The following is a 25,910-nucleotide window of genomic DNA, read 5'->3' as shown; positions in this document are numbered from 1 at the left end:
ATTGTAGGTGGGCCAGTTGGTGATTTTGAACTTTTGCTTTGCCACGGAACGGTCTGCGTTGTCGGGAAGATACGTGATCTGATCCTTCAACTCAGCAAAAGTTCGATTTATTCAACAAAGCCATTTTGGGACTGGATATTCCTCTCTCAACTATCTAAGAGAATTTCCATTTGATGCGATTAAGTTAGACAGAACATTCATTAGTGGTATTGCCCACGTTGCACGGGACTTATCTATTGTAAGAAGCATAGTGTCTCTTGGAAAAGCTTTCAGTTTAGGTATAGTCGCAGAAGGTGTGGAAAATAATGAACAGTTTGAATTGCTAAAAAATATGAATTGCGATGAATTTCAAGGTTATTATTATTCGAAGCCTTTGTCAGGTGATCAACTGATTGATTTTTTGAGGGGCCAAAAAAAATAGGGCTGTATGTCCTATTTTTTCATATACTATCGTTTTCCCTTTTTAATTTCATACATTCTTTCGTCTGCATCCTGCATGATAGCAGAGCATTCAGTATGAATTTCCTCATCATATTCAATAATCCCTGCAGAAAAATCTATGTTGTATTTTTTTTGAGAATTAAGATTGTAGCTGGTAATCCCGGCCCTCAATTTATGAAGGAATTCTTCTGCTTCTTTATAGGTTGACTCGGGTAATAGAACACCAAATTCATCACCTCCTAATCTTGCAACAACGCTTTTTGAACTACTAAGATCTTCCAGCATATCTGCAAAATTGCAAAGTACTTCATTACCTTCTGAATGACCGAAGTTATCATTGATTGGTTTAAAATTATCGAGATCTATGATCAGAACACAGAATGTTTTTTTCTTTTTTTTGGCTTTTCTTAACGATTCATCCGTCATTAGGGCGAAAGAACGCCGGTTACATATACCTGTCAAAGGATCAGTAGTTGCTTCGTTTATTATTCTAAACTCATCCTCTACGATTTCTGCTAAATCTTTAAGCAATAAGAAGTCATCTCTGGTTAATACTCTTGGTTCTGTATCAATAATACATATTGTTCCAGCTATCTCACCATCTGGCAGTCTTACGGGATGCCCTGCATAAAACCGGATATAAGGATCATTTTTAACTAATTTATTTTCTTTGAATCTTGGATCAAGGCTTGCATCGGGCACTATTAATGGTTCACTAAGATCTACTGCTATTGTACAAAATGAATCACTTCTATCTGTCTCTTTTATCTTCAGCCCATAACATGACTTAAACCATTGCCTGTCTCTATCAATTAATGAAACAAGTGCTATTGGTACATCAAAGAGTTTGGTGGCAATCCTCGTCAATCTGTCAAATCGTTCTTCATATTTTGTATCAAGGATCCCCATAGAATATAATGATAATAACCTGTTCTCTTCTTTATGGTTTGTCATAATTTTCATCTTGAGTGGTTATTGCAGGGTAGTGTTGGTTATCGCTATCTTATCAGAATTGTCCTGGAACTCAATAATCCCAATATCTCATAATCATATAAAACTTAACAAGTTTCCAATAAATCATGATGAATAGTGAACTGTTACATCTAATCATCTGTGACCTGAAGCGCTCATTATACACTTCCATGTATTCAGAATGCATAATGATTTGTATATTAAAAATCGCCATAACTTACAATGACTTATTTTTTGTGGCACAATTAAAGCGCATCTGTTCAAATAAATGTAAAGACATTAATGCTTGATCTTCATGGTTTCTTATGAAAACCAGTGGCTGAAGAAACGTATGGCAGTTCTGAATCTGAACAAGACGAGACGGCATGAAAGGTTCAAGAAAATTGTCCAGGAAGGTACATAGTTTCCTTATCCAATATTTTCTACTGAGGGTATATTGTATCAGCTTAAGACAGGAACTGTTGATACAGAACAGAAAAGTTCAACACAGCCTGAATCTGCGCGACGCTAAATTTTTTCCTTCTGGCGAACCAACAAACAGCCCGTTTATAGAGAGATTCTGCAGACGACAAAAGGATTAATCCCTGAAATTGCACTGAATTGTCACCTGAAGATGTGCAGGACAAGCCAGATTACTCTTACAAGGGATACCATCGTAATTTAGCAAAAACACCTAAGACCTAAACGACAGCTAAGTACATAGTGCCGGACGGATCATGATTTTTTATTTAACTTACGGACTTCATTTTTCAGCAATTATCTTTTCTCTTCTGTTGTAAACTTATGAAAGCGTTACGCGAAATCCCGCAAGGTTACAGGGGTGTACCAGGCCGGAAATCGCGTAGCGCTCTCTTCTCTTCTGTTTCCTGCCTAACATGTACATCCTGGCATTACTCCAATTCTCCCAAAAACCGTAAAACAGCCATCAACCCGCGTCATTACTGGCTTCATGGAGGATCTGAGCAGAAAAAGGATCCTTTACGTATTTGGTTTTACCCGCAATAATGCGGGATAAGACAACAAAAGGATCCGCGCGCTGCGATTTATTGTCATGGCAGGATCGGCCCGTCAGGTGCAAAATACCTGTATCCATAAACAGTGCGTGCGCTACGTGAAAAATAACTCATGAACAGCATCATTCCCCTGCAGAATTCACCAGAACGCGTCTCCCTGCTGCCGATCGCCCCGGGCGTTGATTTTGCGACCGCGGTGGCACTCCGGCGGATGGCCACCTCAACAGGTGCCACGCCGGCTTACCTCCTGGCGCCGGAAGTGAGCGCCCTCCTCTGGTATATGCCTGACCAGCGTCACCACATGTTGTTCGCCACCATGTGGAATACCGGGATCCGTATCGGTGAAGCCCGGACGCTCACCCCGGAATCGTTCGACCTGGATGGTCTGCGCCCTTTTGTTCGGGTGCTGTCGGAAAAAGTGCGGGCACGTCGTGGCCGGCCGCCAAAAGATGAAGTGCGTCTGGTACCGCTGACGGATGCCAGTTTTGTGCGTCAGATGGAAAGCTGGATGGTCACCACCCGCCCCCGCCGGCGTGAGCCGTTATGGCCGGTCACGGATGAGACAATGCGCAACTGGCTGAAACAGGCGGTGAAGCGGGCTGAAGCTGACGGCGTGCATTTTTCGATTCCGGTAACGCCGCATACTTTCCGGCACAGCTATATCATGCACATGCTTTATCACCGTCAGCCCAGGAAGGTCATCCAGGCGCTGGCCGGGCATAAGGATCCGCGCTCGATGGAAGTCTATACCCGGGTATTTGCGCTGGACATGGCTGCCACCCTGGCCGTTCCCTTTACCGGTGACGGTCGCGATGCCGCGGAGATCCTTCGCTCCCTGCCCCCGGCCGGCTGAGATTGGCACGCCTGGCATGACGTCCTGTATTCCGCTAATACGGAATACAGGAGCAGAGCGCATTCAGCCCCCTCCCTGCTCCAGCACACCAGTCCATCATGCTGATGACTGAACCGCCGTGGTCTTACCCGGTGACCTGCAATCCTGCAGGCATCAACATACCGCAGACAAGACAGGGCACAATGCAGGCATTCTGGCCGTGCATCCCACGGTGCGTTATTTCCTGAAAGCTCAGCGAATCATCCCGTTAACTGCGACAGTCATTGACCATCTGTGGCCCACATTTTTCTGCCATCCGGCTCCCGTTTCCTGATCGCATTTAGCAGCGTGAAGCTGGCGCCGGGTTATACAAACAGCTGCAGTCTCATCCTGCCGGGCTAAATCTGCAGTACACAGGGGAACGGATACCATCAGGTAACATGACCGTCTCAGCATCCGATTGAGATCTTCGTAAGGGGTATAGAGCTTTACTGAAAAATTGACTGTGGCATGTTATCACCCATGAAATAGTGAACAGACCAGGGAATACCCCCGTTAAACCCGCATGCCGTAGTCAATATCTGCGTATCAAGACCCGAAATCACATATTACAGTCAATATTGTTCGATCCGGGCAGACATGATAGAGAATAAATATTGACTGCGGTATGCGTGATGCATATCACAGTCAATGGAATGTCCTTAGCGGCATACGGCAGTCATGATATGCATATCGCAGTCAATTTTCTGGCTTCATCGCTGAGAGGGCTTCAGCCAGTTTAAGAGGATCGATGCCCGCAGCCTTCAGCGCCTTAATGACTTCGTCATAATTTTGCTCTGGCGCCTTCTCTTCTTCCTCATTGCGCGGAACCTTCACAGGGCCACTGATGAGTTTGGGGTTGCGATAATGCACGCTGAAATAGGTGGCTCGGCCACGTTTAAACTCGGTGTAATCCAGATAACCAATATCCCGCAGCTGCTCCATCGCCTTACGCACCGTGTGGTTCTGCGTATAGACATTTGAGGTGAGATTCAGCCGGTCACGCATCCGTTTCATGGAAATAGGTGCAGGATTCTGGGGAAGACTTTCGATGTAGGTATAAAGCGCCTGGGCTGATTCCTTGCGCTGCAGGGCGTCAATGGCTTTCAGCCGCAGCAGTACCCTTCTGTCCATGTGGTAAAGCTCAAACAGCTTAGGTTCAGCCTTGATCTCAACGATATCCTCGTTGATGTCATAATAGGCTGACTGCACCAGATGGGTGGTCCATCCTTTGGTCTCGCTCTGGAACTTCAACGTAACCGAGGCGAGTTTAAACAGGGAATTACTGATGCGATCGCGCATTTTTTTGTTTGAACGACGGGAGTCAAATCCGCACATCTTAACGAATTCGACGAACGACAGTTCCAGGGTGTCACTTTTTACCCCATACTCCGACATGGAGCGAATTATCCCCAGCCAGACTTTAAAATCCGTGTCCATATCAAGACGCGAACCGGTGATCTTAACGTCAGTGTATCCTTCGCTTTTGGCAATGGACAGCTGTACAAGCTCCTCAGTCGCGTCTGTAACGTTTTTCCGGTTCGCCTTGCTCTTCCCTGTTGATTTCAGAGTTGGGACGAAGAGACCGAGTCTCATGAGCGCTACTGGCTGCACGGTACTGGTGCTGTTGACATCCAGCTTAACAACTTCACCGGTTGTCTTATCAACCTCCTGAAGGTTCAGAAGTAAGCTGTTATTTTCGCTCGTCATCTTGATCCTCAACGGTTATCCACAAAAGGATGTAGTAATACGTATCGCAGTCAACGGATATACATACCTCAGTAAATACCGTTGCATATCACAGTATTAGATTATGCATATAACAGTCAACATTTTACATTCCACAGTCGATCCAGACAGACGTTAAAGCCAGTTACAGCGCATGCTGGAGCGATCCGGGGATCTCTTTTGGATCTCACTATGATCTCCTTGGGATCAATTATTGGATCGAGACCATGAATAACCCAGATACAAGCCCGGAAGCGCCACGCCAGATATCCAGAACCCTGGCCTTATTTTCCTGAATACGCTCTGGAAGATTGAGATCTACAAGTACAACAATGAAACATTGACTGCGGTATGCTGAGTCGTCTTTCCTCTTTCTCGACACAGATGCGGTAAGCATCATACCATAGTCAATATATTACATACCGCAGTCAATTTCATTATAACTGGCTTATCCAGAGCCATCTTTAGCAACCCGACGTACGTGCAATCTGTGAATTCTGTGATTTTCCGCTTCCTCGCCGCTTTCTCACTGTGTGAGATCGCTTACTGCGGCGAGCGGCAGTGATTAATATTGACTGCGGTATGTACTCTTTTGTAATCCCCTGCGTTCTTTCATTACCCAATGTGGTTCACTTTGCACTTTTTCGTGCACTTTGCGATTTTATTGTTGCTTTGCAATAAATTCCAAGATTTAATAAAATAATGCAAAGTGATGATTAAAGGATGTTCAGTATGGGACTCATGGATACACTCAACCAGTGCATAAGTGCTGGTCATGAAATGACGAAAGCAATCGCCATTGCACAGTTTAATGATGACAGTCCGGAAGCCCGGAAAATAACCCGGCGCTGGAGGATTGGTGAAGCGGCAGATTTAGTTGGCGTGTCATCTCAGGCTATCAGGGATGCCGAGAAAGCTGGCCGGCTGCCGCACCCTGATATGGAAACCCGTGGGAGAGTTGAGCAACGCGTTGGTTATACCATCGAACAAATCAATCACATGCGGGATGTATTTGGTACACGACTGCGCCGTGCTGAAGATGCGTTTCCGCCGGTGATTGGCGTTGCAGCTCACAAAGGTGGTGTTTACAAAACCTCAGTATCCGTTCACCTGGCTCAGGATCTTGCTCTGAAAGGACTCCGTGTTCTGCTTGTTGAAGGCAATGACCCACAGGGAACTGCTTCTATGTATCACGGATGGGTGCCCGATCTTCATATTCATGCTGAGGACACTCTCCTGCCCTTTTATCTTGGGGAAAAGGATGACGCCAGCTACGCTATAAAGCCCACCTGCTGGCCTGGCCTTGATATCATCCCGTCCTGTCTGGCACTGCACCGCATTGAAACCGAGCTGATGGGGAAATTTGACGAAGGCAAATTACCTGCTGACCCGCACCTGATGCTCCGTCTGGCCATTGAAACTGTCGCTCATGATTATGACGTGATAGTTATCGACAGCGCACCCAACCTTGGTATCGGTACGATAAATGTTGTATGCGCTGCTGATGTTCTGATTGTCCCTACTCCGGCAGAGCTGTTCGACTACACCTCCGCACTGCAGTTTTTCGATATGCTTCGTGACCTGCTTAAGAACGTGGATCTTAAAGGCTTCGAGCCAGATGTCCGTATTCTGCTTACCAAATACAGTAATAATAATGGCTCGCAGTCCCCGTGGATGGAAGAACAAATTCGGGATGCCTGGGGAAGCATGGTCCTTAAAAATGTTGTGCGCGAAACGGATGAAGTCGGCAAAGGTCAGATCCGTATGAGAACCGTTTTTGAACAGGCTATTGATCAACGTTCTTCAACCGGTGCCTGGCGTAATGCCCTCTCTATCTGGGAGCCTGTTTGCAATGAGATTTTTGATCGTCTGATTAAACCACGCTGGGAGATTAGATAATGAAGCGTGCTCCTGTCATTCCAAGACATACCACACATACTCAATCGACTGAAGATACTTCATCACCGGCGCCGGCCGCGCCGATGGTGGATTCATTAATTGCGCGCGTGGGTGCTATGGCCCGCGGTAATGCAATCTCTCTTCCGGTAAGTGGGCGGGAAGTAAAATTTACCCTTGAGGTGCTCCGGGGAGACTCTGTTGAGAGCGCTTCACGCGTATGGTCAGGCAATGAGCGCGATCAGGAACTACTTACCGAAGATGCTCTGGATGATCTCATTCCTTCATTTTTACTGACCGGTCAGCAGACTCCAGCTTTCGGCCGCCGGGTTTCTGATGTCATAGAAATTGCAGACGGCAGCCGTCGCCGTAAAGCCGCAATCCTGACGGAAAGTGATTATCGCGTTCTGGTTGGTGAACTGGACGATGAGCAGATGGCTGCATTGTCCCGACTGGGTAACGATTATCGGCCGACGAGTGCTTATGAACGTGGCCTGCGTTATACAAGCCGGCTGCAGAATGAGTTTGCAGGAAATATTTCTGCGCTTGCCGATGCGGAAAACATCTCTCGTAAGATCATTACCCGCTGTATTAATACGGCCAAACTGCCTAAATCCGTTGTTGCCCTGTTTGCACATCCTGGAGAACTGTCTGCCCGGTCAGGTGAAGCCCTTCAGAAGGCTTTTGCAGATAAAGAAGAATTACTGAAGCAGCAGGCTGAGACTCTCCACGATCAGAAGAAAGCGGGACTAATCTTTGAAGCTGAAGAGGTCATTAGTCTTTTAACATCCGTACTGAAACAATCTCCTTCTCCAAGGGTTAATCTGAGCTCACGTCATCAGTTTGCTCCAGGGGCAACAGCATTGTATAAGGGCGATAAAATGGTGCTTAATCTGGATAGGTCCCGCATTCCTGTGGAGTGTATAGAGAAAATAGAAGCCATTCTTAAGGAGCTTGAGAAACCAGGAGTCTGATGCGGACACGCTTTAGTCTACGGTTATCTCCCTTTACTTCATTTCCTTTCTCACAGGCCAGAAAACATAACTGGCCTAAATATTCTCTCTGAGACCACGGTCCCACCTGCATCGTCGGTCAGGTTATCTTTCTGGGACCACGGTCCCACCTGCGTCGTCGGTCAGCTTAGCTGCCTGGGACCACGGTCCCACCTGCGTCGTCGGTCAGCTTAGCTGCCTGGGACCACGGTCCCACCTGCGTCGTCGGTCAGGTTATCTTTCTGGGACCACGGTCCCACCTGCATCGTCGGTCAGGTTATCTTTCTGGGACCACGGTCCCACCTGCATCGTCGGTCAGCTTAGCTGCCTGGGACCACGGTCCCACCTGCATCGTCGGTCAGGTTATCTTTCTGGGACCACGGTCCCACCTGCGTCGTCGGTCAGCTTAGCTGCCTGGGACCACGGTCCCACCTGCATCATTGTTTAGGTTTCCAGCCTGGGACCACGGTCCCACCTGCATCGTTGGTCAGGTTATCAGCCTGGGACCATGGTTGCATTGATGTCAATGACGAACTGATTTTTGACATGATTGCATCACGAAGAGCGGAATAATCTTGCAGCAGAACTGAAATATCTGGCGATTGAATAGTAATGGATCGGGATTAGAGCCGAGTATACTGAGTACAATTTGTCAAATTTCGCAGTGTATTCGGTTTAATCTCCTACAGTTTTTAAAGGTCAATTGCTGCCGCTACGCGCTGTTCAGACCTTCGTCCGGCAAGTAACCAATCCAGGCTATTTTCACAACCCAGAGTGAATAACATCATTCCGTCATCAGCATAGCCACATCATGCATTTCGTCACACTGTATGATCTGGGGATTTCAGAGACATTACTTATCACAGGTTATGCAGATGAATAAGACTCAATAGATTGTTTATCCACAGTGACGGGGATATACATGTGGGTAGCTTCTTGAAAGACTTATGATGTAAATCCAGCCTCTTGACTCTCACATTGCCAATATATAGCTCGTGACCTGCTCCCCGTTGATTAGTACACCCCGATGTTAGTAATGTCTTCATAAGCCACATGAGGACATCCCCATGAAGAAGCGTTTTTCCGACGAACAGATCATCAGTATTCTCCGCGAAGCCGAAGCTGGGGTACCCGCCCGTGAACTCTGCCGCAAGCATGCCATTTCCGATGCCACGTTTTACACCTGGCGTAAGAAGTATGGCGGTATGGAGGTGCCTGAAGTTAAGCGCCTGAAGTCGCTTGAGGAAGAGAACGCCAGACTCAAGAAGCTGCTTGCCGAAGCCATGCTGGATAAAGAGGCGCTTCAGGTGGCTCTTGGGCGAAAGTACTGACGACAGACCAGAAGCGGGAAGCCGTGATGCTGATGTGTGATGCGACCGGTATGTCGCAACGTCGTGCCTGCAGGCTTACAGGTTTATCCCTGTCGACCTGCCGCTATGAGGCTCACCGTCCGGCTGCTGATGCGCATTTATCAGGGCGCATCACTGAGCTGGCACTGGAGCGCAGGCGTTTTGGCTACCGTCGTATTTGGCAGTTGCTGCGCCGTGAAGGGCTTCATGTTAATCATAAGCGCGTGTACCGGCTTTATCACCTCAGTGGCCTGGGCGTAAAACGCAGAAGACGTCGTAAAGTGCTGGCAACAGAACGTCTGCCGCTGCTCCGTCCGGCGGCGCCCAATCTGACCTGGTCGATGGATTTCGTCATGGACGCACTTTCCACCGGTCGCAGGATCAAGTGTCTTACCTGCGTCGATGATTTCACAAAGGAATGCCTGACGGTCACTGTTGCCTTTGGGATTTCAGGCGTTCAGGTCTCGCGTATTCTGGACAGCATTGCACTGTTTCGAGGCTATCCGGCGACGATAAGAACTGACCAGGGGCCGGAGTTCACTTGCCGTGCACTGGATCAATGGGCCTTTGAGCATGGTGTTGAGTTGCGCTTAATCCAGCCGGGAAGCCAACGCAGAACGGATTTATTGAGAGCTTTAACGGACGATTTCGCGATGAATGCCTGAATGAGCACTGGTTCAGCGATATCGTTCACGCAAGGAAAATCATTAATGACTGGCGGCAGGATTATAACGAGTGTCGTCCACATTCAGCACTGAATTATCAGACGCCATCAGAGTTTGCAGCACGGTGGCGAAATGGAAAATGTGAAGGTAAACAAACCGACCTTACTAACTCACGGTTGTATCTAATCCTGGGGGCAGGTCACTCGACTAACTTCATAATGGCGCGCCAAAAATTAGTAAAAAATTACCATATGGCTGTCATTGAATTTGTGAAGGTGAGTACCATGCCGACATCGGCAAAGGTACAAAAGAGTAGTATTGTTCCAATGTTAGAGCTAAAGCATGTCTAAAGTAGCAATTGCTGGGATAATGCTAAGGCAGCATCGTTTCTTGTTTACTCATATAAGTGCGTGTAAGGAAGTGAATATATCAAGCCCGGGCCATGGCCCGGCAGGATATATTTGATTACATTGAAGTGCCCTGCAATCATATCTGACGCCACAACTTCCTCTATGGATTAAGCCCGAAGACTTTCTAATAGGCCTCTCTGCGAGGATGAAATTTGTCTACGGATGAGGGGACAGTACAACAAGCAAACAGGACCTCATATTACTGGCTGGAAGCCAAGCTTTCTTTTACCGGGTATTGAATTTTGTTTTACAGTATATGCAAGCGCTTTAACGGGATATCGTCCGCTTTGTGAAAAAAGCGGAAGTAGCTAATCACAGTTTGAGTGGAGCAACTGAATGAAGGTCCTGTTTGTTCTGCGTACCAGACACAATCACTCAGACAGTGGCTTATTTAAAATATGTTAATGAAACCTAAGCAAGAGAACTGAAATGGACAAATTGTTAAATATGCTGCGTTATAAGAGTGAGGGGTCTGATATTGACTTCAAATCTACCCAGTACCGCTTTAACAATGGTTCTGAGGGTAATGACTCCAACTTATTGATAGTGTTTTATGTTCAGATAATGCCCGATGACTTTGTCATGCAGCTCCACCGATTTTGAGAACGACAGCGACTTCCGTCCCAGCCGTGCCAGGTGCTGCCTCAGATTCAGGTTATGCCGCTCAATTCGCTGCGTATATCGCTTGCTGATTACGTGCAGCTTTCCCTTCAGGCGGGATTCATACAGCGGCCAGCCATCCGTCATCCATATCACCACGTCAAAGGGTGACAGCAGGCTCATAAAACGCCCCAGCGTCGGCATAGTGCGTTCACCGAATACGTGCGCAAACCGTCTTCCGGAGCCTGTCATACGCGTAAAACAGCCAGCGCTGGCGCGATTTAGCCCCGACATAGCCCCACTGTTCGTCCATTTCCGCGCAGACGATGACGTCACTGCCCGGCTGTATGCGCGAGGTTACCGACTGCGGCCTGAGTTTTTTAAGTGACGTAAAATCGTGTTGAGGCCAACGCCCATAATGCGGGCGGTTGCCCGGCATCCAACACCATTCATGGCCATATCAATGATTTTCTGGTGCGTACCGGGTTGAGAAGCGGTGTAAGTGAACTGCAGTTGCCATGTTTTACGGCAGTGAGAGCAGAGATAGCGCTGATGTCCGGCGGTGCTTTTGCCGTTACGCACCACCCCGTCAGTAGCTGAACAGGAGGGACAGCTGATTGAAACAGAAGCCACTGGAGCACCTCAAAAACACCATCATACACTAAATCAGTAAGTTGGCAGCATCACCGAAGATCGCGGGCGGAAACATCCAGATCACCGTCACCTCAGTTCGCAATGGAAACGTGAAATTCCAGCACGTTCAGGTGCATTATGAGCCGAACACGATCTATGGCCATGCAGACTTTACTGCGAACCTCTCTAAAGCCCAGCAAACGACGCTGCGGCAGCTCTATGACGGCTGCAACCCGCGCCCGATGCGCGACCTACTGCGTGGTGGAGCCGATCGCCTGCAAGTCGGGGCGATGGAGTTTCAGTGCTCCCCTGAAGAGCTATTGTCGGGATTGATTGAAACGATCTACGCTATGCGAAACGCCCTACTACACGGCGAAGTAGACCCCGACCCGAGGGTACTGTCTTGCTATGAGCCAGCTTATCGGATCGTAATGCTGTTTCTAGGCTGCGTGAGATAAGCAGGAGATGTACCCTGTGTTCATATTTTTTAGATATGGCATTAGTCATGGCATTGATATTTTATTTGATATTTAATCTAAGTAAATTAATATGATATATAGGCAGTTGATAATAGAGTGGGAGTGAGGCTATTATTTAGCCTATTGTTTTATTTGATTTAGTGAGTGCCATTGATGATATGACTGCATTATCAATGGCATTTTTTATGGTTTAAGGCCGACGCTGAATCGAAGATATAGCAAATACCATGTGACCGTATCAGCAAATGCCATGGTATCGACAACCGGGTGCATTGCAGCGCTGTGCTGATGCCATCGATGCTCGCTTTGATCAGAACCGCTCTCTCGACCCATGCCCCAGATCGTTAAATATGCGCCAGAGGAGCACCTCGTGATAGAAATTGTGAACAAGACAGCCGCCACTCGGAATCGAAGTATCCATATAGGTGAATAAAGTTTGCGGAAAATACGCTGAGAAAATAGAAAAGCGTCAATGAAGGGACATAGGAATGGCGATTAACGGAGAGAACGGTGTTAGTGCAGTCACCGTGGATGAACTACTCAAGCAAGGCCTTCGGATACCGAACTATCAACGCCCATACAGTTGGGATGTATCGACTGCTCTACAACTGGTGGATGATATCAGCGAAGCTCTTCGAGATACCGAACGAAAAGATATTCCCTATGTTTTGGGTGCAATCATTCTTCACGATGATGGTGAGTATCTCAATGTAGTCGACGGGCAGCAGCGCCTGCTGACTTTGCGAATGATTCTTGCGGCCTTAGATCCGATAAATCATCAAATTTCGATGTCTGGTAACAGCGAAACTCCTGTCTCCCTAGTTTGGATAGAGCTTCAAAGGCGCCTGTCGCAGTTGGAAGATAAAAAAGAGTTTTTGGATTTTATCTGTCACAAATGTCAGTTGGTGCGTATTGTGACGGACGATATTGATGAGGCATTTCGTGTCTTTGATTCCCAGAACTATCGCGGCAAACCGCTTGCCCCTCACGACTTGCTCAAAGCACACCACCTGCGCGAAATGCACGATGAGTCCGCTGCTATGAAAGTGGCTGTCGTTGAGGCTTGGGAAGCCGTAAACGATGAGGATCTGGACAGGCTTTTTTCTACTTTTCTATACCGGATATCCAAGTGGTCACGAGGCGAAAGCTCGCTCGAATTTACTATTCGGGACATCGGCATGTTCAAGGGCATTTCATCACGATCCCACAGGTCATTTTCGCCAAATCTGCGATATCACCTTGCAGCACAAGCCGCTATGCCACTTCTAAGTGCATGGTCGGTATCCTCTACACATGATGCACGAAATGCCGGGCGCAGCCGCTTTCAGCTTGATGCCCCGATAATCGCAGGACGCTCATTTTTCGAGATGGTGACATTCATGCTTGACGAATTGAAGATACTGGAACAAGAGGTTATTGACAGAGGTTTCAAAAACTTTGGCCCATCTCAAAGTCGCTACCGCTACGTGTACGAATTGTTCATTGCCGCGCTGCTTTGCTATACAAACAAGTTTGGCGATGAAGATGTAGATGAAGTGCGAAATAGGTTATTCGCATGGGCATATGCCTTGCGGGTCGAGTTACTTCGTGTGCAATTTGTATCTGCTGACAACCGAGCGCGAGGTAAAAACGATGCAAATAAATCGCCTTTTGTTTTGCTACGTAATGCGATGACTGGAAGTGTTGTCCGCAAACTTCCAATAACAAGTAAGCCATACAGCGATAACCACGAAAAGGAACTCGTTGCTTTTATCAAGGGGCTGCAATGAGCAAGAAGGAGTTGAAACCTGAACTGTTAACAGTAGGCAAGTTATTCACTGACAATTATCTGATTCCTATTTATCAACGGAACTATGCTTGGCGGGCCGAACAGATTGAGCAACTTATTAGCGATATTCAAGACTCGGTGGTAGGGGGCCAGGACAACTATTTTCTTGGGAACCTTGTTGTAATCAAGCGGGGTAGAGAGGATGAGTTCGAGGTCATAGATGGACAACAACGACTTACAACCCTCTATCTGCTTCTTACCTTCCTGGAGCAAGACGGTGAGGGTGAGAAGCCGTCGGTTGGCCATGCAGGCCACTTGCAATATGAGTCGCGCGCACGGGCAACTGAGGCCCTGCTGCGAGTAGCACAGGAGGCGGCTAAGGAGCACGTTCGACCGCAGGGCTCCACGAGTAATGCAGATGCTGGCATTCATGAAGGCTACAGCATCATCAATCAGTTCTTCAAACAAAATGAAAACCTTAATCGCTCACGCGAAAAATTCTCCGATTTCTTGCTAACGAAGGTGACTGTCGTCCGTGCCTCGCTGCCACCCAATACCGACCTCAATCGCTACTTCGAGATCATGAACACTCGTGGGCAGCAACTCAAGCAGGTTGATATTGTTAAGGCTCGCCTGATGAGCAAACTGCCCAATCAATATGAACGCGAATGCTTTGCGTGGGTTTGGGATTCCTGTGCTGACATGGATTCTTATGTCCAGATGTCTCTGACCCGTGGTGACACAAGTTTGCGAAACAAAGTATTTGGTGATGAATGGTCCTGGCTGGAGGTGACCAGCTTCTCTTCGCTAATGGAAAGTCGTCCGCAATCCGGCATCAATTCATCAAGGCAATCCTCCGAAGGGGTATCGTTGTCCTTGGATGAGGCGTTGTCAAAATACGCTAAAGAGCTCGAGTCAAATTCCACTGAAGACGAGGGCAACGAGCGGTTTCGTTCGACTATTGAGTTTCCGGCCTTTCTGCTACACGTTCTAAGAATTATGAAAGGCGATGAGGTCGAAGACGAAGGCCTGCTTGACGACAAGCGCCTCATCAAGTCATTTGACGACGCCGTAAATAATGTACCCGATGCTAAAGCCGATTGGGTGCGTAGTTTTGCATTTATGCTTCTCAAGTGCCGCAACCTCTTCGATGGCTTCATCTTGAAGCGTCAATTCACGGCAAACATCGGTGACGATGGCGATTGGTCTCTCCAGCGACTGAAAAAAGGAGGCGGGGACAAGAAGCCAACCCCGACGTACATCCATGTTTTCTCGGCCAGCAATGGAAGCTTAGAGGAGGACGGGAGTGCTGACCCACATACCCGAGATGTATTGCTGCTTCAGTCCATGCTTCGGATTACCTACACTTCTCCGCGAACGATGCACTGGATTACCAAAGTTCTTCGCTGGCTCTCCGTTAAAGCCCCTCGAGACGTGAAACATGCGGATCTTGCCGATTTGTTGAAGGGATATGCCCGCAGCAAGGTTAAAGAGACATTCTCCTTTGAGAAAGATCAGCAACCACAAGGGTTTGGTATCAGCCGTATCGTCTTTTCGTATCTCGACTATCTTCTGTTGAGTGACTCCTCAAAACGAGATTTCAAATTTCAGTTCAGAACTTCCATTGAGCACTTCTATCCACAGCATCCTGACAAAGAACAGTCGGGCGCGGTTGTTTCAGGTTCTAGCCTTAACCTGCTTGGCAACCTCGCGCTCGTAAGCGTCAGCGCGAACTCAAAATTCAGCAATAGCCTCCCCAGAGCAAAGGCCGAAAACTTCAAGGATACAATTGAACTTCAAAGTCCCAAGCTCAAGAGAATGGCGGAAATCACCCGAAATACAAACTGGGACGATCAGCAGATAACAGCACATCATGAAGCGATGGTGACATTGCTTCGTGATGATGTAAGTCTGGTGGAGGCAAGCGGAAGATCCAACCCAGGGCGTTGACTTCTTTGAATAACTGCTTTTGGATGAATATCCTTTGTGGTGTGCAAGTTGTCAGTCTAAAAGCGTTTTGCGTCGGGCGACACGATCAGTACAGTCTCCAAGTTTTCTTACCATGGTATTTTGTATGGTATCGACATGCAGATATAATTCTATTTTATTGATTTTATAGTGTTTTAAGACAGCATTGATCATCGAGTGGGTAACATAGGCTTAATACATTCCTTGCTCCTCGCACCGGAGCACATCACAGATACTGATTGAGATCCACTTCACGCAGCGGCTGGTTTTGACGTTCTGTTATCATTTGCACTAGGTCTTTTTCGTCCAGCTCATCGAGCATTTGTTCATACAGAGCCGCGGGCACACAATAAAAAACAGGGCGGTTGCGGTCAATAATCGCGACCGGGTAGCCGCCGCCGGCACTGGCGGTGGCCACCGGATCGTTTTTAAGTTCGCTGATGCTGGCAGTCACATCACACAGAATGATATTTGTCATGGTCCCCCCCTGAGACAAGTCATCTGTATGATCGGTAAAGTAAGCTCTTGCGGCAAGTCCCGTCTGTCATTTCGACGGTCAGAAACGGGCAACCGGCAGCTCCTTCCAGCAGGTGGTATATGCCGGTGACAGCATCTCCCGTTTCATCTGCCAGTCCGGCGCAATACCCCGTCCGGCAAACCAGACTTTCCCGAGTCCGGAATGATTAATGCCGTCGAGTACCTTCATCAGCGCATCGCTGTGCGGCCGTGGCTGCACGTCATCGAACAGATTCAGCTGCGCGACGCCGTTCGGACTGAAATCATTGAGCATTATCCCCGCTTTTGCGTAGCGGTGGCCATCGAGCCAGATCCTGTCCAGAGACCTGACCGCAGCCGCGATAATGTCCCGGGTGTCACGGGTAGGGGTGTGCAGTTTTTCCGTGGCCACGTTACCGTAATACGGCTCATTAACCGCAAAAGGGGATGTCTTGATGAAGGTGCTGATATGCCGGCAGTACTGTCGCTCACCGCGCAACTTTTCCGCCGCGCGCTCGGCATACTGGCAGACGGCCTGGCGCATTTCTTCGTAGGTGGTGATCCGCTGCCCGAAGCTGCGACTGCAGACAATCTGCTGTTTAGGCGGCGGCGCTTCCTCCAGTGAAATGCAACTCTCGCCGTTCAGCTCACGTACCGTGCGCTCCAGCACTACGTTGAAGTTTTTCCGGATAAATGTAGGGTTCGTCAGCGACAGCTGTAGGGCGGTGGTGATCCCCATAACGTGCAGCTTTTTCGCTATCCGGTTCCCCACGCCCCAGATTTCTTCCACCGGCTGCAGGCTGAGTAATTTTGCCGTTCTGCGTGGATTATCGGGCGACAGCGCCAGCACCCCCCTGAATTGTGGCCATTCCTTTGACGCCCACTGCGCCGATTTGGCCAGTGTTTTTGTGGCGCCGAAGCCGACACCGATCGTCAGTCCGGTTCCACTGAGAACATGCCCACGCAGCTGCCTGCCAAAATCCTCCAGATCCATACAGTGGCCAATTCCCCGGGCATCCAGGAAACATTCGTCAATTGAGTATTGTTCGACGCGGGGCGACAGCTCTTCCAGCAGGGCGACCACACGGTTACTCAGGCTCGCGTAGAGCTCGTAGTTGCTGGAAAAAACGTACAATTTTTCAGGAAACTGCGCCTCTTTGAGCTGGAACCAGGGGGTTCCCATCTTTATACCCAGCAGTTTGGCTTCAGCACTCCGGGCAATAACGCAGCCATCGTTGTTACTGAGAACGACGACAGGTTTGCCGCGCAAATCCGGCCTGAAAACCTTCTCGCAACTGGCGTAGAAGGAGTTGACGTCAGCCAGGGCGAACATCAGTCTGCCCTCCGGGTTTTATGAATGAAGGCTGTCACCACGCCGAAAATTTGCAGCGTTTCCGGATCCGGGTACAGGGAAGGGAAGTCCGGGTTCATCGCCTGCAGGGCTGGCCGCGGCGTCAGAAGCAGGCGTTTTACCGTAAATTCACCCTCAATTTCCGCGATAACAATATCCCCGTGCCGCGGCTGTTCTGCTTTATCCACGACCAACAGATCGCCGGAATAGAGGCCAATATCAGTCATTGAGTTGCCAATCGCCCTGACAAAATAGGTGGAGTGGCGCCGGTGAATGCAGTACTCATTCAGATCCAGTTCAGACTCAGTGTAGTCTGCTGCCGGTGACGGAAAACCCGCAGGGCATCGCTCTGTGAACAAAGGAATTTTTACTATGCTGGCTTCTGATACTGCAGGAATGAACTTCATCGTTTTTTCCCTCGCTTAAGGCTGTATATATATACAGTGTGCGCCGGGAGACCGGTAAAGATCAAGGGGTGAAAGTCCCCGACCATTGAAGGACCAGCAATCCACAGGGTCCCCGAGTCATGCGTTGTATACCGTGAGGTATGGGGCGAAGCGTTGACAGGGGTGTTGACAGGCCAGCCATTGAGCCACGAAATGTATATTAAATTCCCGGGTGCCGACGTTGTACTGTTTACGGAAGGCAACATCATAGGGTGCGTTACTGCGAGTGCCATATGGACCCGGCGGGTTCTGAGACCCTGGCATGTCAATACGATCTTTACGCGGGAACCGGGAGATCTCCCCTCTGACCATCTGCCAGTGCCGGAGATGGCCCGCACCGGGAAGGCGAGGAGCCGAAGCCGGTGATGTACGGAGAGGAGAAGTCGGACTCGCTCATAGTAGCTGCGAATCTGGCGAACAATCCGCAAGGAGCGGAGTCAGTGGAGCGAAGGAGCGGGGCCAAGGGAAACGCGGAACAGCCACACATGCGCCGGACGCAGAGCCGGGAAAGTATGTCACAGAGGCTGTCACGCGTGCGGGAAGCTGCGAAGCAGCGGAAGAAAGAACGGTTTACCGCATTGTTCCACCTCCTGACAGCAGAGGCACTGGAGAACGCATTCCTCTCCCTGAGCAGGAAAGCGGCTGCCGGAGTTGATGGTGTCAGGTGGAAGGACTACGCCGAAAACCTGAAGGTCAACATAGCAGATCTGCACCGGAGGCTTCATCAGGGTAGTTACAGGGCTCAGCCCGGCAGGCGGCACTACATCCCGAAAGCGGATGGAAAACAGCGCCCGCTCGGCATCGCCTCACTGGAGGACAAAATCGTCCAGTATGCGCTGGTTAAGATCCTGAATGCAGTCTACGAAAATGACTTTATGGGGTTTTCATACGGGTTCAGACCCGGGCGAAGCCAGCACAATGCGCTGGACGCACTGGCCACAGGGCTGGTTCGGACCAATGTAAACTGGGTACTGGATGCCGATATCAGTCAGTTCTTCGACAAGGTAAGCCATGAATGGCTAATCAGGTTCATAGAACACAGAATCGGCGACCAGAGGGTAATCAGGCTCATACGAAAGTGGCTCACAGCCGGGACCTCAGAGGAAGGAGAATGGCGGGCATCGGAGGAAGGAGAATGGCGGGCATCGGAGGAAGGCACCCCACAGGGTGCGGTTATCTCGCCGCTGCTGGCAAACATCTACCTCCACTATGTCTTCGATCTGTGGGCGCATCAGTGGCGACGCCGCCATGCCACAGGCAATGTGGTCATGGTCAGATACGCAGATGACATAGTCATCGGGTTCGACAAGCGAATCGACGCTCAATGCTTTCGTATAGCCATGCAGCGCAGACTGAAGGAGTTCGGACTCACGGTACATCCGAAGAAAACCCGACTGACGGAGTTCGGCCGCTTCGCAGCCGAAAACCGCGCCAGCAGGGGAAAAGGTAAACCAGAAACGTTCAACTTCCTCGGGTTCACGCATATCAGTGGGAAAGATCGTAGTGGCAGGTTCATGCTGATACGAAAGACACGCCGGGACAGGATGACGGCGACACTGAAAGCGATCAAGGACGGACTACGAAAGCGCTGGCATTACTCAATCCACGAACAGGGAAAATGGCTCAGGAGAGTGGTTCAGGGATACCTGAACTACCACTCAGTCCCGGGCAACTATCCCATGATGCGGAAGTTCAGGATATACGTAACAGACCTCTGGCGACGGGCGCTGAGGCGCAGGAGCCAGCAGGATGATACGACATGGACGAAAGCAAACAGACTGGCAGCCGTATGGCTGCCGAAGGTTCGGGTTCTGCATCCATGGCCTGTGGAGCGGTTCACCGCCAGACACCCAAGGCAGGAGCCCGGTGCGTGAATAGCGCACGCCGGGATCTGTGCGGGGGGTACCCGGTAACGGGTATCCCTACCGCGACATTATTTTGCGGAGGCCGTTTTTTTTCAAGTCATCTTGTTGCCGTTGTCTGTAACCATTTGCTGTTCCTGCAAAAACAGGGAAATTTCAGAAGGATCGCTGCCAGTCCGGAGAATCGTTATCTAATAAAATGTAATATACTGACGTACAGTGCATTTATTCTGAGTGGAGTGATTATGAATACGGGTTTAAGGCAGGTTCTGCGATATGCAGGCGTCCCGGTTGACGCCGCTGAACCGGTGCGCCGGCAATTCGGTAGCCGCCTGATTTTAATCGTGACGGTTGCTCTTCTTCCGCTGTTGATTGTTGACGTCCCTCAGTGGCTATTTGTGCTCTCTCAGATTATCTGGGGAAGCGGTATGTACATTGGTATCTCCGTGGCCAGTGATAAACCAGATCGCCGATAAGCTCAGAACGAGAGGTCTCCCGGGCCGCCTGGTGACGGGCAGCTGATAAACTGGCGCCATGCCATCAACACCGGATAAGGACGTCGCCGGCTTGTCTTTGCCGCCGGCTCCGCTTTGTCCGGCCCCCTCCCTCCGGTCTGCGGCCTTTATACGCAGCCATCGCGTCGCGATGCCAGCTTCTGCTTTTCTCCCTGCGCTCGTAAACCGCGACAGGGGACCTCATGTTGTATCTCCTGCATCGCTTCGGGTAGTGCCGTGCCTTCACTTTAGCCCGGCCGCTGCAGATGCAAGGGTTCGCTGGCGCCGCCATCCTCGCCCGGTCGCAGTTTTTTTAGGAAGCTCGCCGTTCTTCCCGTCGTTTTCTCGCTCAGGTTCGCTCTAAAACCGTCCAGACCAGCTTCGTGCTTTATCTGCGCTGCGGCCTCCGGTGTCGCCCTTGCATCTTCCGCTTTCCGCCGGGCTGTCGTGTCGGCACGGCACAACCCGGTGCCGCAATCTTATGAACCTGTGGAGGTTGCTATGTATCATGCCCGTCAAACCATGCTGAATGTAGAGGAGTCCGACCGTCTCTCGTTCCTGCCGGATCTGTTTGGTAACGATTTTCTGGCCGGAGAGATGCAGGTCTATGCGCTCGCTGAGAAACACATCACCGATTACTGCGGAGGCTTCTGGCATTTCATCCGTATTCCGGAGGGCGGCGGCTACATGATGCCTGACGGTGACCGTTTCCATCTGACTAACCCGGATAACTGGTTTGATCGGTCCGTCAGCGCGGATGCGGCCGGAGTTATCATTACGGCGCTGGCGATCAACCGCCGTATCTGGCTGCACCATGAACGCGGTGATGCTGCCCTGACACGCCACCTGATGCTGCGGGAATCGCAGCTGTGGAATTTCATTGACTCTCATGACGAATGCGCTGCTATTTACGCGGCTCTGGACTGATACTATATCGGGGCGCCCGACGCCCCGTTTAAGGTCAGAGACGGCACGATCTGTGAGGAGCTTACCCGGCTTCGCAGATCGGTGCGGCCGCGCGAAAATCCTGGCAGGCTTCGCCTGCCAGTGAGGCGGTTCGCCACACCTGCGGCGCTGCGTACTGGCCTCACCTCAACAGGTCGCCAGTTAAGGATTAAGAGCGTAATATCTGCGTACCTTTTCTTCTTTTGCTGATTTTGCGTATGTCGCAGTGGAATATTGCCTCTTTTTCAAAGGAGGAGCAGGACAAAGTTGCCGTCGATAAGGTGGCTGCTGATGTTGCCTGGCAGGAGCGCATGAACAAGCCCGTCATGCCGGAACTTGTTGAACGGGAACAGCCTGAACACCTGCGCGAATATTTCCATGAACGGTTCCGCGTACATCGACTGAACAGTCAGCAGCTGCCGCGCGCAAATGCACCCGAATATAATAAACCGGGCGATGATCAGCAGAATTGATTTTCTTACTCAGTGTGTCCAGGGAGGGTAATCTGTGCGTATGTCTCTGATGTTTGCTGCCGTGACGCTTTTAACCGGTATTAACCTGTTTTTTATTCCGTTTCAGCCTGTTCCGGCTCTGTGGGGGGCTATCCTGGCCGTTGCTTTTGTTCTGATTAATGTCGTGGCGGATAAGCTGCGCCTCTGGAGTGGTATTGCGTGGATTATCGTTGCCGGCATCATCATAACGCTGATGCTGAAGGGGAAAGAGCCGGGTGACGAATTTCGTGTCCTGATCACCGTTTTCGCTTTCCTGGCTTCAATCTGGTATAGCGTTGCGCAGTTCAGGAAGGAAAATAAGCTCCGTTCCTGACGCCCCGTCTGGTATGCCGCCGGTTTATCATGGCTTCTTTCCGGCGGCATGAAAAACATATTCTCTCCAGCCTGCATCTTTACGTTTCCGGCTTGCTCCCTGCTGTCTGTCTGCTTTCTCTTCTTCTTCCTGCTGTGATGTCTCTTTTTAACCCTTAAAGGCTTTAAAAGCACACCCGCACTGGACACCTTCGGCTCCCGGCCAGCTGCGCTGTCCAGTCGTCGAGCCACACTCCGCTAACCGCGAAAAGACGCGGTAAACTCCGCCGAACCCGCTACGCGGTTTCGGGCCTGGCGGCTAGTGTCTGATGTCTGAAGTCAAGGTCAACGGCAGCGCTTGCTGCGACCGTTCCGGCCGCGCCGCTTTCACCGTGCCGGCGATAAAGCTGCCGGCACTCTGCAGGGCAACGCCGTTTCGCGCCCGCGCTCTTCGTCGTTGCGGCGGGTGCCTGCTCCTTCCCCCTGGCGCCGTATCACCCGTTTGAGTCCATTCGCCGGGGCTGAGACAAGCACAGTCGCCATCATCCGTCCAGGGTAAATGGCACGCGGTAAACCGCGCCCTGGACAGCTGCCGTCGCCCGTGCTCGTTTACGCCCTTGCGGCGAACGGCTCTCAAACGGGTGAAGTTAATACCAGGGGGCAGGTTCAGCAGGTCCCCGCACAAAGTCAAAACCGCGGCCCCGGCAACTCAACGGGTGATGTTCTTTAAAAATCAGGAAAAAGAAAAATGCAGGATCCTTCATTGCGAACGTATCGGATCGCATTTCTGGGAAGCAATGCCAGCGGCAATCTGCCGATGTTTACCCGGGTGCAGGCCACGACCGGAAAACGGGCGATAAAAGCGTTTATTGAACGCTGTGAACCCGTCAAAGGCTGGTTTCTGGGCGCACCGGAAGACATTACCGATCAGGTTCAGAAGGAGGAAGAAGAGGCGGGAAGCAAACCGCAGGTATGAAAAAAGCAGGGTAAACCCTGCTTCTCCCACGCCGTAAAAATCGCACGAACGGTTTTTCCGGCTTCGTTAACTACCATAAGGAGTCAACTTTATGATCGTTTCTATTTTTTCACCTTCCGCAGGCGCTGTAAAGCCCCGTCGTCATTCGCGCAATCTGCGCGCAGATATCACCGCACCGGAGATTGATCCCGCTCTCAGAGCTTTCGGGCGTCATATCGCCAGAAGTCACCGCAAAGGGCGCGGTGTCCACATCCCCGCGATGAAAAATACCGCCCTCGGGCAGGTACTCCGCACGCTGGAACTGAAACGCGCATTTAACTGATGAGGTGAGCCGCCCCGCGAGGGGCGGCAACTGCAGGAAGGAGAAAACACAATGACACCGACTACCGCACAGATCATGACGGAAAATACCGTCAGCCAGACTTACCGGGCAACCTATTCACCCGATGATAATAAATTGCGACTTTACGCATCATTACGGCTCGATGAAGAAACGTATTCCCTGATCAACAAAGCAGGCTTTCGCTGGGCGCCCAAACAGAAACTCTTTGTGGCGCCAGCCTGGACGCCGGGGCGGGAGGATGTCCTGCTTTCGCTCGCCGGTGATATCGAGGACGAGGACAGCACCCTGTTTGATCGCCAGGAGCAGCGCGCCGGGCGGTTCAGTGACTACAGTGACCGGCGGGCGGTTGAATCGGAGCAGGCGCTTGCGCATGTTGATTCGCTGGCATCGGCTGTCCCGCTGGGACAGCCGATCCTGGTAGGCCACCACAGCGAGCGCCGCGCGCGCCGGCATGCGCAGAAAATTGAGAGCGGCATGAAACGTGCCGTGATGCTGTTCGAGCGTGCGGAATACTGGGAACAGCGCGCGCAGGCCTCTCTGCGGCACGCAAAATACAAGGAGCGTCCGGATGTGCGTTACCGCCGTATCAAAAAAATCGAGGCGGAATTACGCAAGTCCCAAAAGCACATTGCCCGGTCTGAAAAGTATATGACGATGTGGCGTGCGCAGACGCTCGATCTGAAAATGGCGTTACTGGTCAGTAATTATGATCATATTCATGCCTGCTTCACGCTCGACAAATACCCCCGCCCGGCAGAGAAAAGCCAGTATGAGGGCTCGATGTCTCTCCATTCTGCCCTGTCGGAGGAGATCATTACTTTTGAACAGGCGCGTGATATTGCGATCCGCTGTCATGAGCGCACGATTAACCACCAACAGCGCTGGGTTAATCATTACCAGAACCGCCTGGCCTACGAACGCGCGATGCTCAATGAAAACGGTGGCGTTGTCACCCGAACACAGGAATTTGAACCAGGCGGGCAGGTACTGAGCCGGGGAGAATGGTTAACCATTCTCCGGGTTAACCGGAGTAAGGGGGAGGTGAGTTCAGTCGAAACGCCCGGTTATCGCTTTCTGGGCTACAGCGGCACGATGAAACTCACGCCCGACCGTATCACGGACTACAAAGCCCCGACAGCGGAGGAAGCCAGCGACGCGAAGAAAGCGGCGAAGCGCCCACCGATCGTCAATTATCCGGGGGAAGGGTTCCGGGAAATGACAAAAGCCGAGTGGGCGAAATTACCCGCTGATTATAAAGGCGTGCGGGGTGCTGCAGAAACCGAAACACACGGCGCCTACCGCTTCCGCCGGTGCATGACGCACGGTTGTACGCTCGTGAATGTGTATATCACAGACATGAAAACCGTTGAAATTCCGAAAAAATAGCAGGAAGGCTCCCCGGCATCTTGCCGGGGAGGTCAGGGAGTACATTCATGCATCATGACCTTAAACACCGTATTCAGGCGATGCGGGTCAAACTGGAAGGGCGCGCCCCTGTCGCTGAAATTCGGGGTAGCTCGCAACTTTTTGTCACCCCCTCCCCGGAATGTCGCCGGTTGGTTGAGCTGGCTGATGTCCGGGAAACCGATCGCATTCTGGAACCCAGTGCCGGAACGGGCGCCATACTGCAGGCGATCAGGGATGCAGTCCCCCGGGCGAAGTGTGACGCCGTGGAGCTGCACGCCGGGTTAGCCCGTCACCTGCAGGCTCATTTCCCGGAGGTCCGGATCTGGTGCGGAGATTTTCTCGAATATCATCCGGAGCGCCGGTATACACGAATTATCATGAATCCGCCGTTTAATCGCGGTGATGATATCCGGCATATCCGGCGGGCATTAACTCTGCTTGAGCCTGGCGGGATTCTGACGGGCATATGTCTGGACGGGCCGCGTCAGCAAAAGGCGCTGGAGTCCCTGGCGGACGTCTGGGAGCCGTTGCCACGGGGAACATTCACGTATACCCAGGTAGCGACCGCCATTCTCAGAATAACCGTCTGATGACACGTTAAGCCGGCGGGGCACCTGTCCCCGTCTGGCCGCGCCTCGAAAGACCGCGCGCCTGCGGCGCCGGGAAAACCGGGCCGCGCTGACGCGCCGCCCGCATTTCCTTTCCGCGTCTTCCCTGTTTGCTGCCTGCTGTTTGCCTGCTTCCTCTCCTTCTCCCTGCTGTGATGCCTCTTTTTAAACCTTAAAGGCTTTAAAAGCATACCCACACTGGACACCTTCGGCTCCCGGCCAGCTGCGCTGTCCGGTCGTCGAGCCACACTCCGCCAGGGCAGCTGCTTCGCACCCGCCGGGCTCCGCCGAACCCGCTACGCGCTTTCGGGCCTGACGGCTAGTGTCTGATGTCTGAGGTCAAAGTCAACGGCAGCGCTTGCTGCGGCCGTTCCGGCCGCGCCGCTTTCACCGTG

22 protein-coding genes and 2 pseudogenes are annotated in these 25,910 nt (G+C 50.9%); 17 read left to right on the top strand and 7 right to left on the bottom strand.

Annotated features, from left to right (window positions below; genetic code table 11):
* Window positions 1-109 precede the first annotated feature (109 nt).
* On the top strand, window positions 110-421 hold the full coding sequence (locus ACJ8MK_RS24665) for an EAL domain-containing protein (RefSeq protein ID WP_071527918.1): 312 nt from the start codon (window positions 110-112) through the stop codon (window positions 419-421).
* A gap of 26 nt (window positions 422-447) precedes the next feature.
* Here the strand turns inward: ACJ8MK_RS24665 and ACJ8MK_RS24660 are convergent, their stop codons facing one another.
* Window positions 448-1,395 (bottom strand): sensor domain-containing diguanylate cyclase, encoded by a 948-nt coding sequence (locus tag ACJ8MK_RS24660; RefSeq protein WP_004182028.1) that lies wholly within the window; start codon window positions 1,393-1,395, stop codon window positions 448-450.
* A 1,143-nt stretch (window positions 1,396-2,538) separates the two neighbouring features.
* Here ACJ8MK_RS24660 and ACJ8MK_RS24655 point away from each other — a divergent pair.
* Complete coding sequence (locus tag ACJ8MK_RS24655) at window positions 2,539-3,279, top strand: tyrosine-type recombinase/integrase (RefSeq protein WP_001515717.1); 741 nt, start codon at window positions 2,539-2,541, stop codon at window positions 3,277-3,279.
* Window positions 3,280-3,996: 717 nt separating this feature from the next.
* Here ACJ8MK_RS24655 and ACJ8MK_RS24650 read toward each other — a convergent pair.
* The gene (locus ACJ8MK_RS24650; protein WP_020324065.1) at window positions 3,997-5,007 is read right to left on the bottom strand and encodes a RepB family plasmid replication initiator protein; all 1,011 of its coding nucleotides are present in this window, start codon (window positions 5,005-5,007) and stop codon (window positions 3,997-3,999) included.
* 750 nt (window positions 5,008-5,757) lie between these two features.
* Here ACJ8MK_RS24650 and sopA point away from each other — a divergent pair.
* The 3 genes and pseudogenes from sopA to ACJ8MK_RS24635 form a co-directional block, all read left to right on the top strand.
* Complete coding sequence (gene sopA / locus ACJ8MK_RS24645; RefSeq protein WP_000523812.1) at window positions 5,758-6,924, top strand: plasmid-partitioning protein SopA; 1,167 nt, start codon at window positions 5,758-5,760, stop codon at window positions 6,922-6,924.
* Window positions 6,924-7,895: a ParB/RepB/Spo0J family plasmid partition protein gene (locus ACJ8MK_RS24640; protein ID WP_020806010.1), complete on the top strand. Its 972-nt coding sequence runs from the start codon at window positions 6,924-6,926 to the stop codon at window positions 7,893-7,895. Before sopA ends, ACJ8MK_RS24640 begins: the two co-directional genes overlap by 1 nt.
* Before the next feature lie 1,085 nt (window positions 7,896-8,980).
* Window positions 8,981-10,097: pseudogene (locus ACJ8MK_RS24635) on the top strand (IS3 family transposase); the annotation flags it as partial.
* A 777-nt stretch (window positions 10,098-10,874) separates the two neighbouring features.
* On the opposite strand, the pseudogene ACJ8MK_RS24630 reads toward ACJ8MK_RS24635, so the two are convergent.
* Both ACJ8MK_RS24630 and ACJ8MK_RS24625 read right to left on the bottom strand, forming a co-directional pair.
* Window positions 10,875-11,250, bottom strand: a pseudogene (locus tag ACJ8MK_RS24630) (IS1 family transposase).
* 44 nt (window positions 11,251-11,294) lie between these two features.
* Window positions 11,295-11,570, bottom strand: a complete 276-nt coding sequence (locus ACJ8MK_RS24625) for an IS1-like element transposase (protein WP_000179213.1) — start codon at window positions 11,568-11,570, stop codon at window positions 11,295-11,297.
* Between the two features lie 41 nt (window positions 11,571-11,611).
* Here ACJ8MK_RS24625 and ACJ8MK_RS24620 point away from each other — a divergent pair, with 41 nt between their 5' ends.
* The 3 genes from ACJ8MK_RS24620 to ACJ8MK_RS24610 all read left to right on the top strand — a co-directional run bounded on the left by ACJ8MK_RS24620 (window position 11,612) and on the right by ACJ8MK_RS24610 (window position 15,767).
* A complete protein-coding gene (locus ACJ8MK_RS24620; protein WP_196530244.1) occupies window positions 11,612-12,028 on the top strand; it encodes a hypothetical protein in 417 nt (138 codons plus the stop codon).
* A gap of 509 nt (window positions 12,029-12,537) precedes the next feature.
* Window positions 12,538-13,818, top strand: coding sequence for a DUF262 domain-containing protein (locus ACJ8MK_RS24615; RefSeq protein ID WP_016246209.1), 1,281 nt, complete (start codon window positions 12,538-12,540; stop codon window positions 13,816-13,818).
* The gene (locus ACJ8MK_RS24610) at window positions 13,815-15,767 is read left to right on the top strand and encodes a DUF262 domain-containing protein (RefSeq protein WP_000037308.1); all 1,953 of its coding nucleotides are present in this window, start codon (window positions 13,815-13,817) and stop codon (window positions 15,765-15,767) included. The genes ACJ8MK_RS24615 and ACJ8MK_RS24610 overlap by 4 nt, the downstream gene beginning before the upstream one ends.
* Before the next feature lie 244 nt (window positions 15,768-16,011).
* Here ACJ8MK_RS24610 and ACJ8MK_RS24605 read toward each other — a convergent pair whose 3' ends face one another.
* From ACJ8MK_RS24605 to umuD, 3 genes are all read right to left on the bottom strand, one after another.
* The gene (locus tag ACJ8MK_RS24605) at window positions 16,012-16,263 is read right to left on the bottom strand and encodes a type II toxin-antitoxin system Phd/YefM family antitoxin (RefSeq protein WP_004182043.1); all 252 of its coding nucleotides are present in this window, start codon (window positions 16,261-16,263) and stop codon (window positions 16,012-16,014) included.
* Between the two features lie 78 nt (window positions 16,264-16,341).
* Window positions 16,342-17,613: a Y-family DNA polymerase gene (locus ACJ8MK_RS24600; RefSeq protein ID WP_020324531.1), complete on the bottom strand. Its 1,272-nt coding sequence runs from the start codon at window positions 17,611-17,613 to the stop codon at window positions 16,342-16,344.
* Window positions 17,613-18,038 (bottom strand): translesion error-prone DNA polymerase V autoproteolytic subunit, encoded by a 426-nt coding sequence (gene umuD / locus ACJ8MK_RS24595; protein ID WP_004182047.1) that lies wholly within the window; start codon window positions 18,036-18,038, stop codon window positions 17,613-17,615. The genes ACJ8MK_RS24600 and umuD overlap by 1 nt, the downstream gene beginning before the upstream one ends.
* A 401-nt stretch (window positions 18,039-18,439) precedes the next feature.
* Between umuD and ltrA the strand changes: the two genes are divergently transcribed.
* The 9 genes from ltrA to ACJ8MK_RS24550 all read left to right on the top strand — a co-directional run bounded on the left by ltrA (window position 18,440) and on the right by ACJ8MK_RS24550 (window position 25,497).
* Window positions 18,440-19,951 carry a group II intron reverse transcriptase/maturase gene (gene ltrA, locus ACJ8MK_RS24590; RefSeq protein ID WP_160525772.1) on the top strand — a complete coding sequence of 504 codons (1,512 nt, stop codon included), beginning with the start codon at window positions 18,440-18,442 and terminating at the stop codon, window positions 19,949-19,951.
* Between the two features lie 233 nt (window positions 19,952-20,184).
* Entirely contained in the window at window positions 20,185-20,415 is a 231-nt protein-coding gene (locus ACJ8MK_RS24585) for a hypothetical protein (RefSeq protein ID WP_004118481.1), read from the top strand.
* Window positions 20,416-20,934: 519 nt separating this feature from the next.
* On the top strand, window positions 20,935-21,360 hold the full coding sequence (locus tag ACJ8MK_RS24580) for an antirestriction protein (protein ID WP_004118478.1): 426 nt from the start codon (window positions 20,935-20,937) through the stop codon (window positions 21,358-21,360).
* A gap of 236 nt (window positions 21,361-21,596) precedes the next feature.
* Window positions 21,597-21,851: a DNA polymerase III subunit theta gene (locus ACJ8MK_RS24575; protein WP_004152754.1), complete on the top strand. Its 255-nt coding sequence runs from the start codon at window positions 21,597-21,599 to the stop codon at window positions 21,849-21,851.
* A 34-nt stretch (window positions 21,852-21,885) separates the two neighbouring features.
* On the top strand, window positions 21,886-22,203 hold the full coding sequence (locus ACJ8MK_RS24570) for a hypothetical protein (protein ID WP_004118473.1): 318 nt from the start codon (window positions 21,886-21,888) through the stop codon (window positions 22,201-22,203).
* A 726-nt stretch (window positions 22,204-22,929) separates the two neighbouring features.
* Window positions 22,930-23,157, top strand: a complete 228-nt coding sequence (locus tag ACJ8MK_RS24565) for a hypothetical protein (RefSeq protein ID WP_004182050.1) — start codon at window positions 22,930-22,932, stop codon at window positions 23,155-23,157.
* A gap of 91 nt (window positions 23,158-23,248) precedes the next feature.
* Window positions 23,249-23,479 carry a hypothetical protein gene (locus ACJ8MK_RS24560; protein ID WP_032433725.1) on the top strand — a complete coding sequence of 77 codons (231 nt, stop codon included), beginning with the start codon at window positions 23,249-23,251 and terminating at the stop codon, window positions 23,477-23,479.
* Between the two features lie 51 nt (window positions 23,480-23,530).
* Window positions 23,531-24,886: a DUF3560 domain-containing protein gene (locus tag ACJ8MK_RS24555; RefSeq protein ID WP_004182052.1), complete on the top strand. Its 1,356-nt coding sequence runs from the start codon at window positions 23,531-23,533 to the stop codon at window positions 24,884-24,886.
* A 47-nt stretch (window positions 24,887-24,933) separates the two neighbouring features.
* A complete protein-coding gene (locus tag ACJ8MK_RS24550; protein WP_004182054.1) occupies window positions 24,934-25,497 on the top strand; it encodes a methyltransferase in 564 nt (187 codons plus the stop codon).
* The last annotated feature ends 413 nt before the right edge of the window (window positions 25,498-25,910 follow it).

Source organism: Serratia sp. CY38905 (assembly GCF_052168875.1).
In the GTDB taxonomy this organism is placed as follows: Bacteria; Pseudomonadota; Gammaproteobacteria; order Enterobacterales; family Enterobacteriaceae; genus Serratia; species Serratia sarumanii.
Note: the sequence above shows the minus strand (reverse complement) of the source record. Positions and strands in the feature narration are given on the sequence as shown.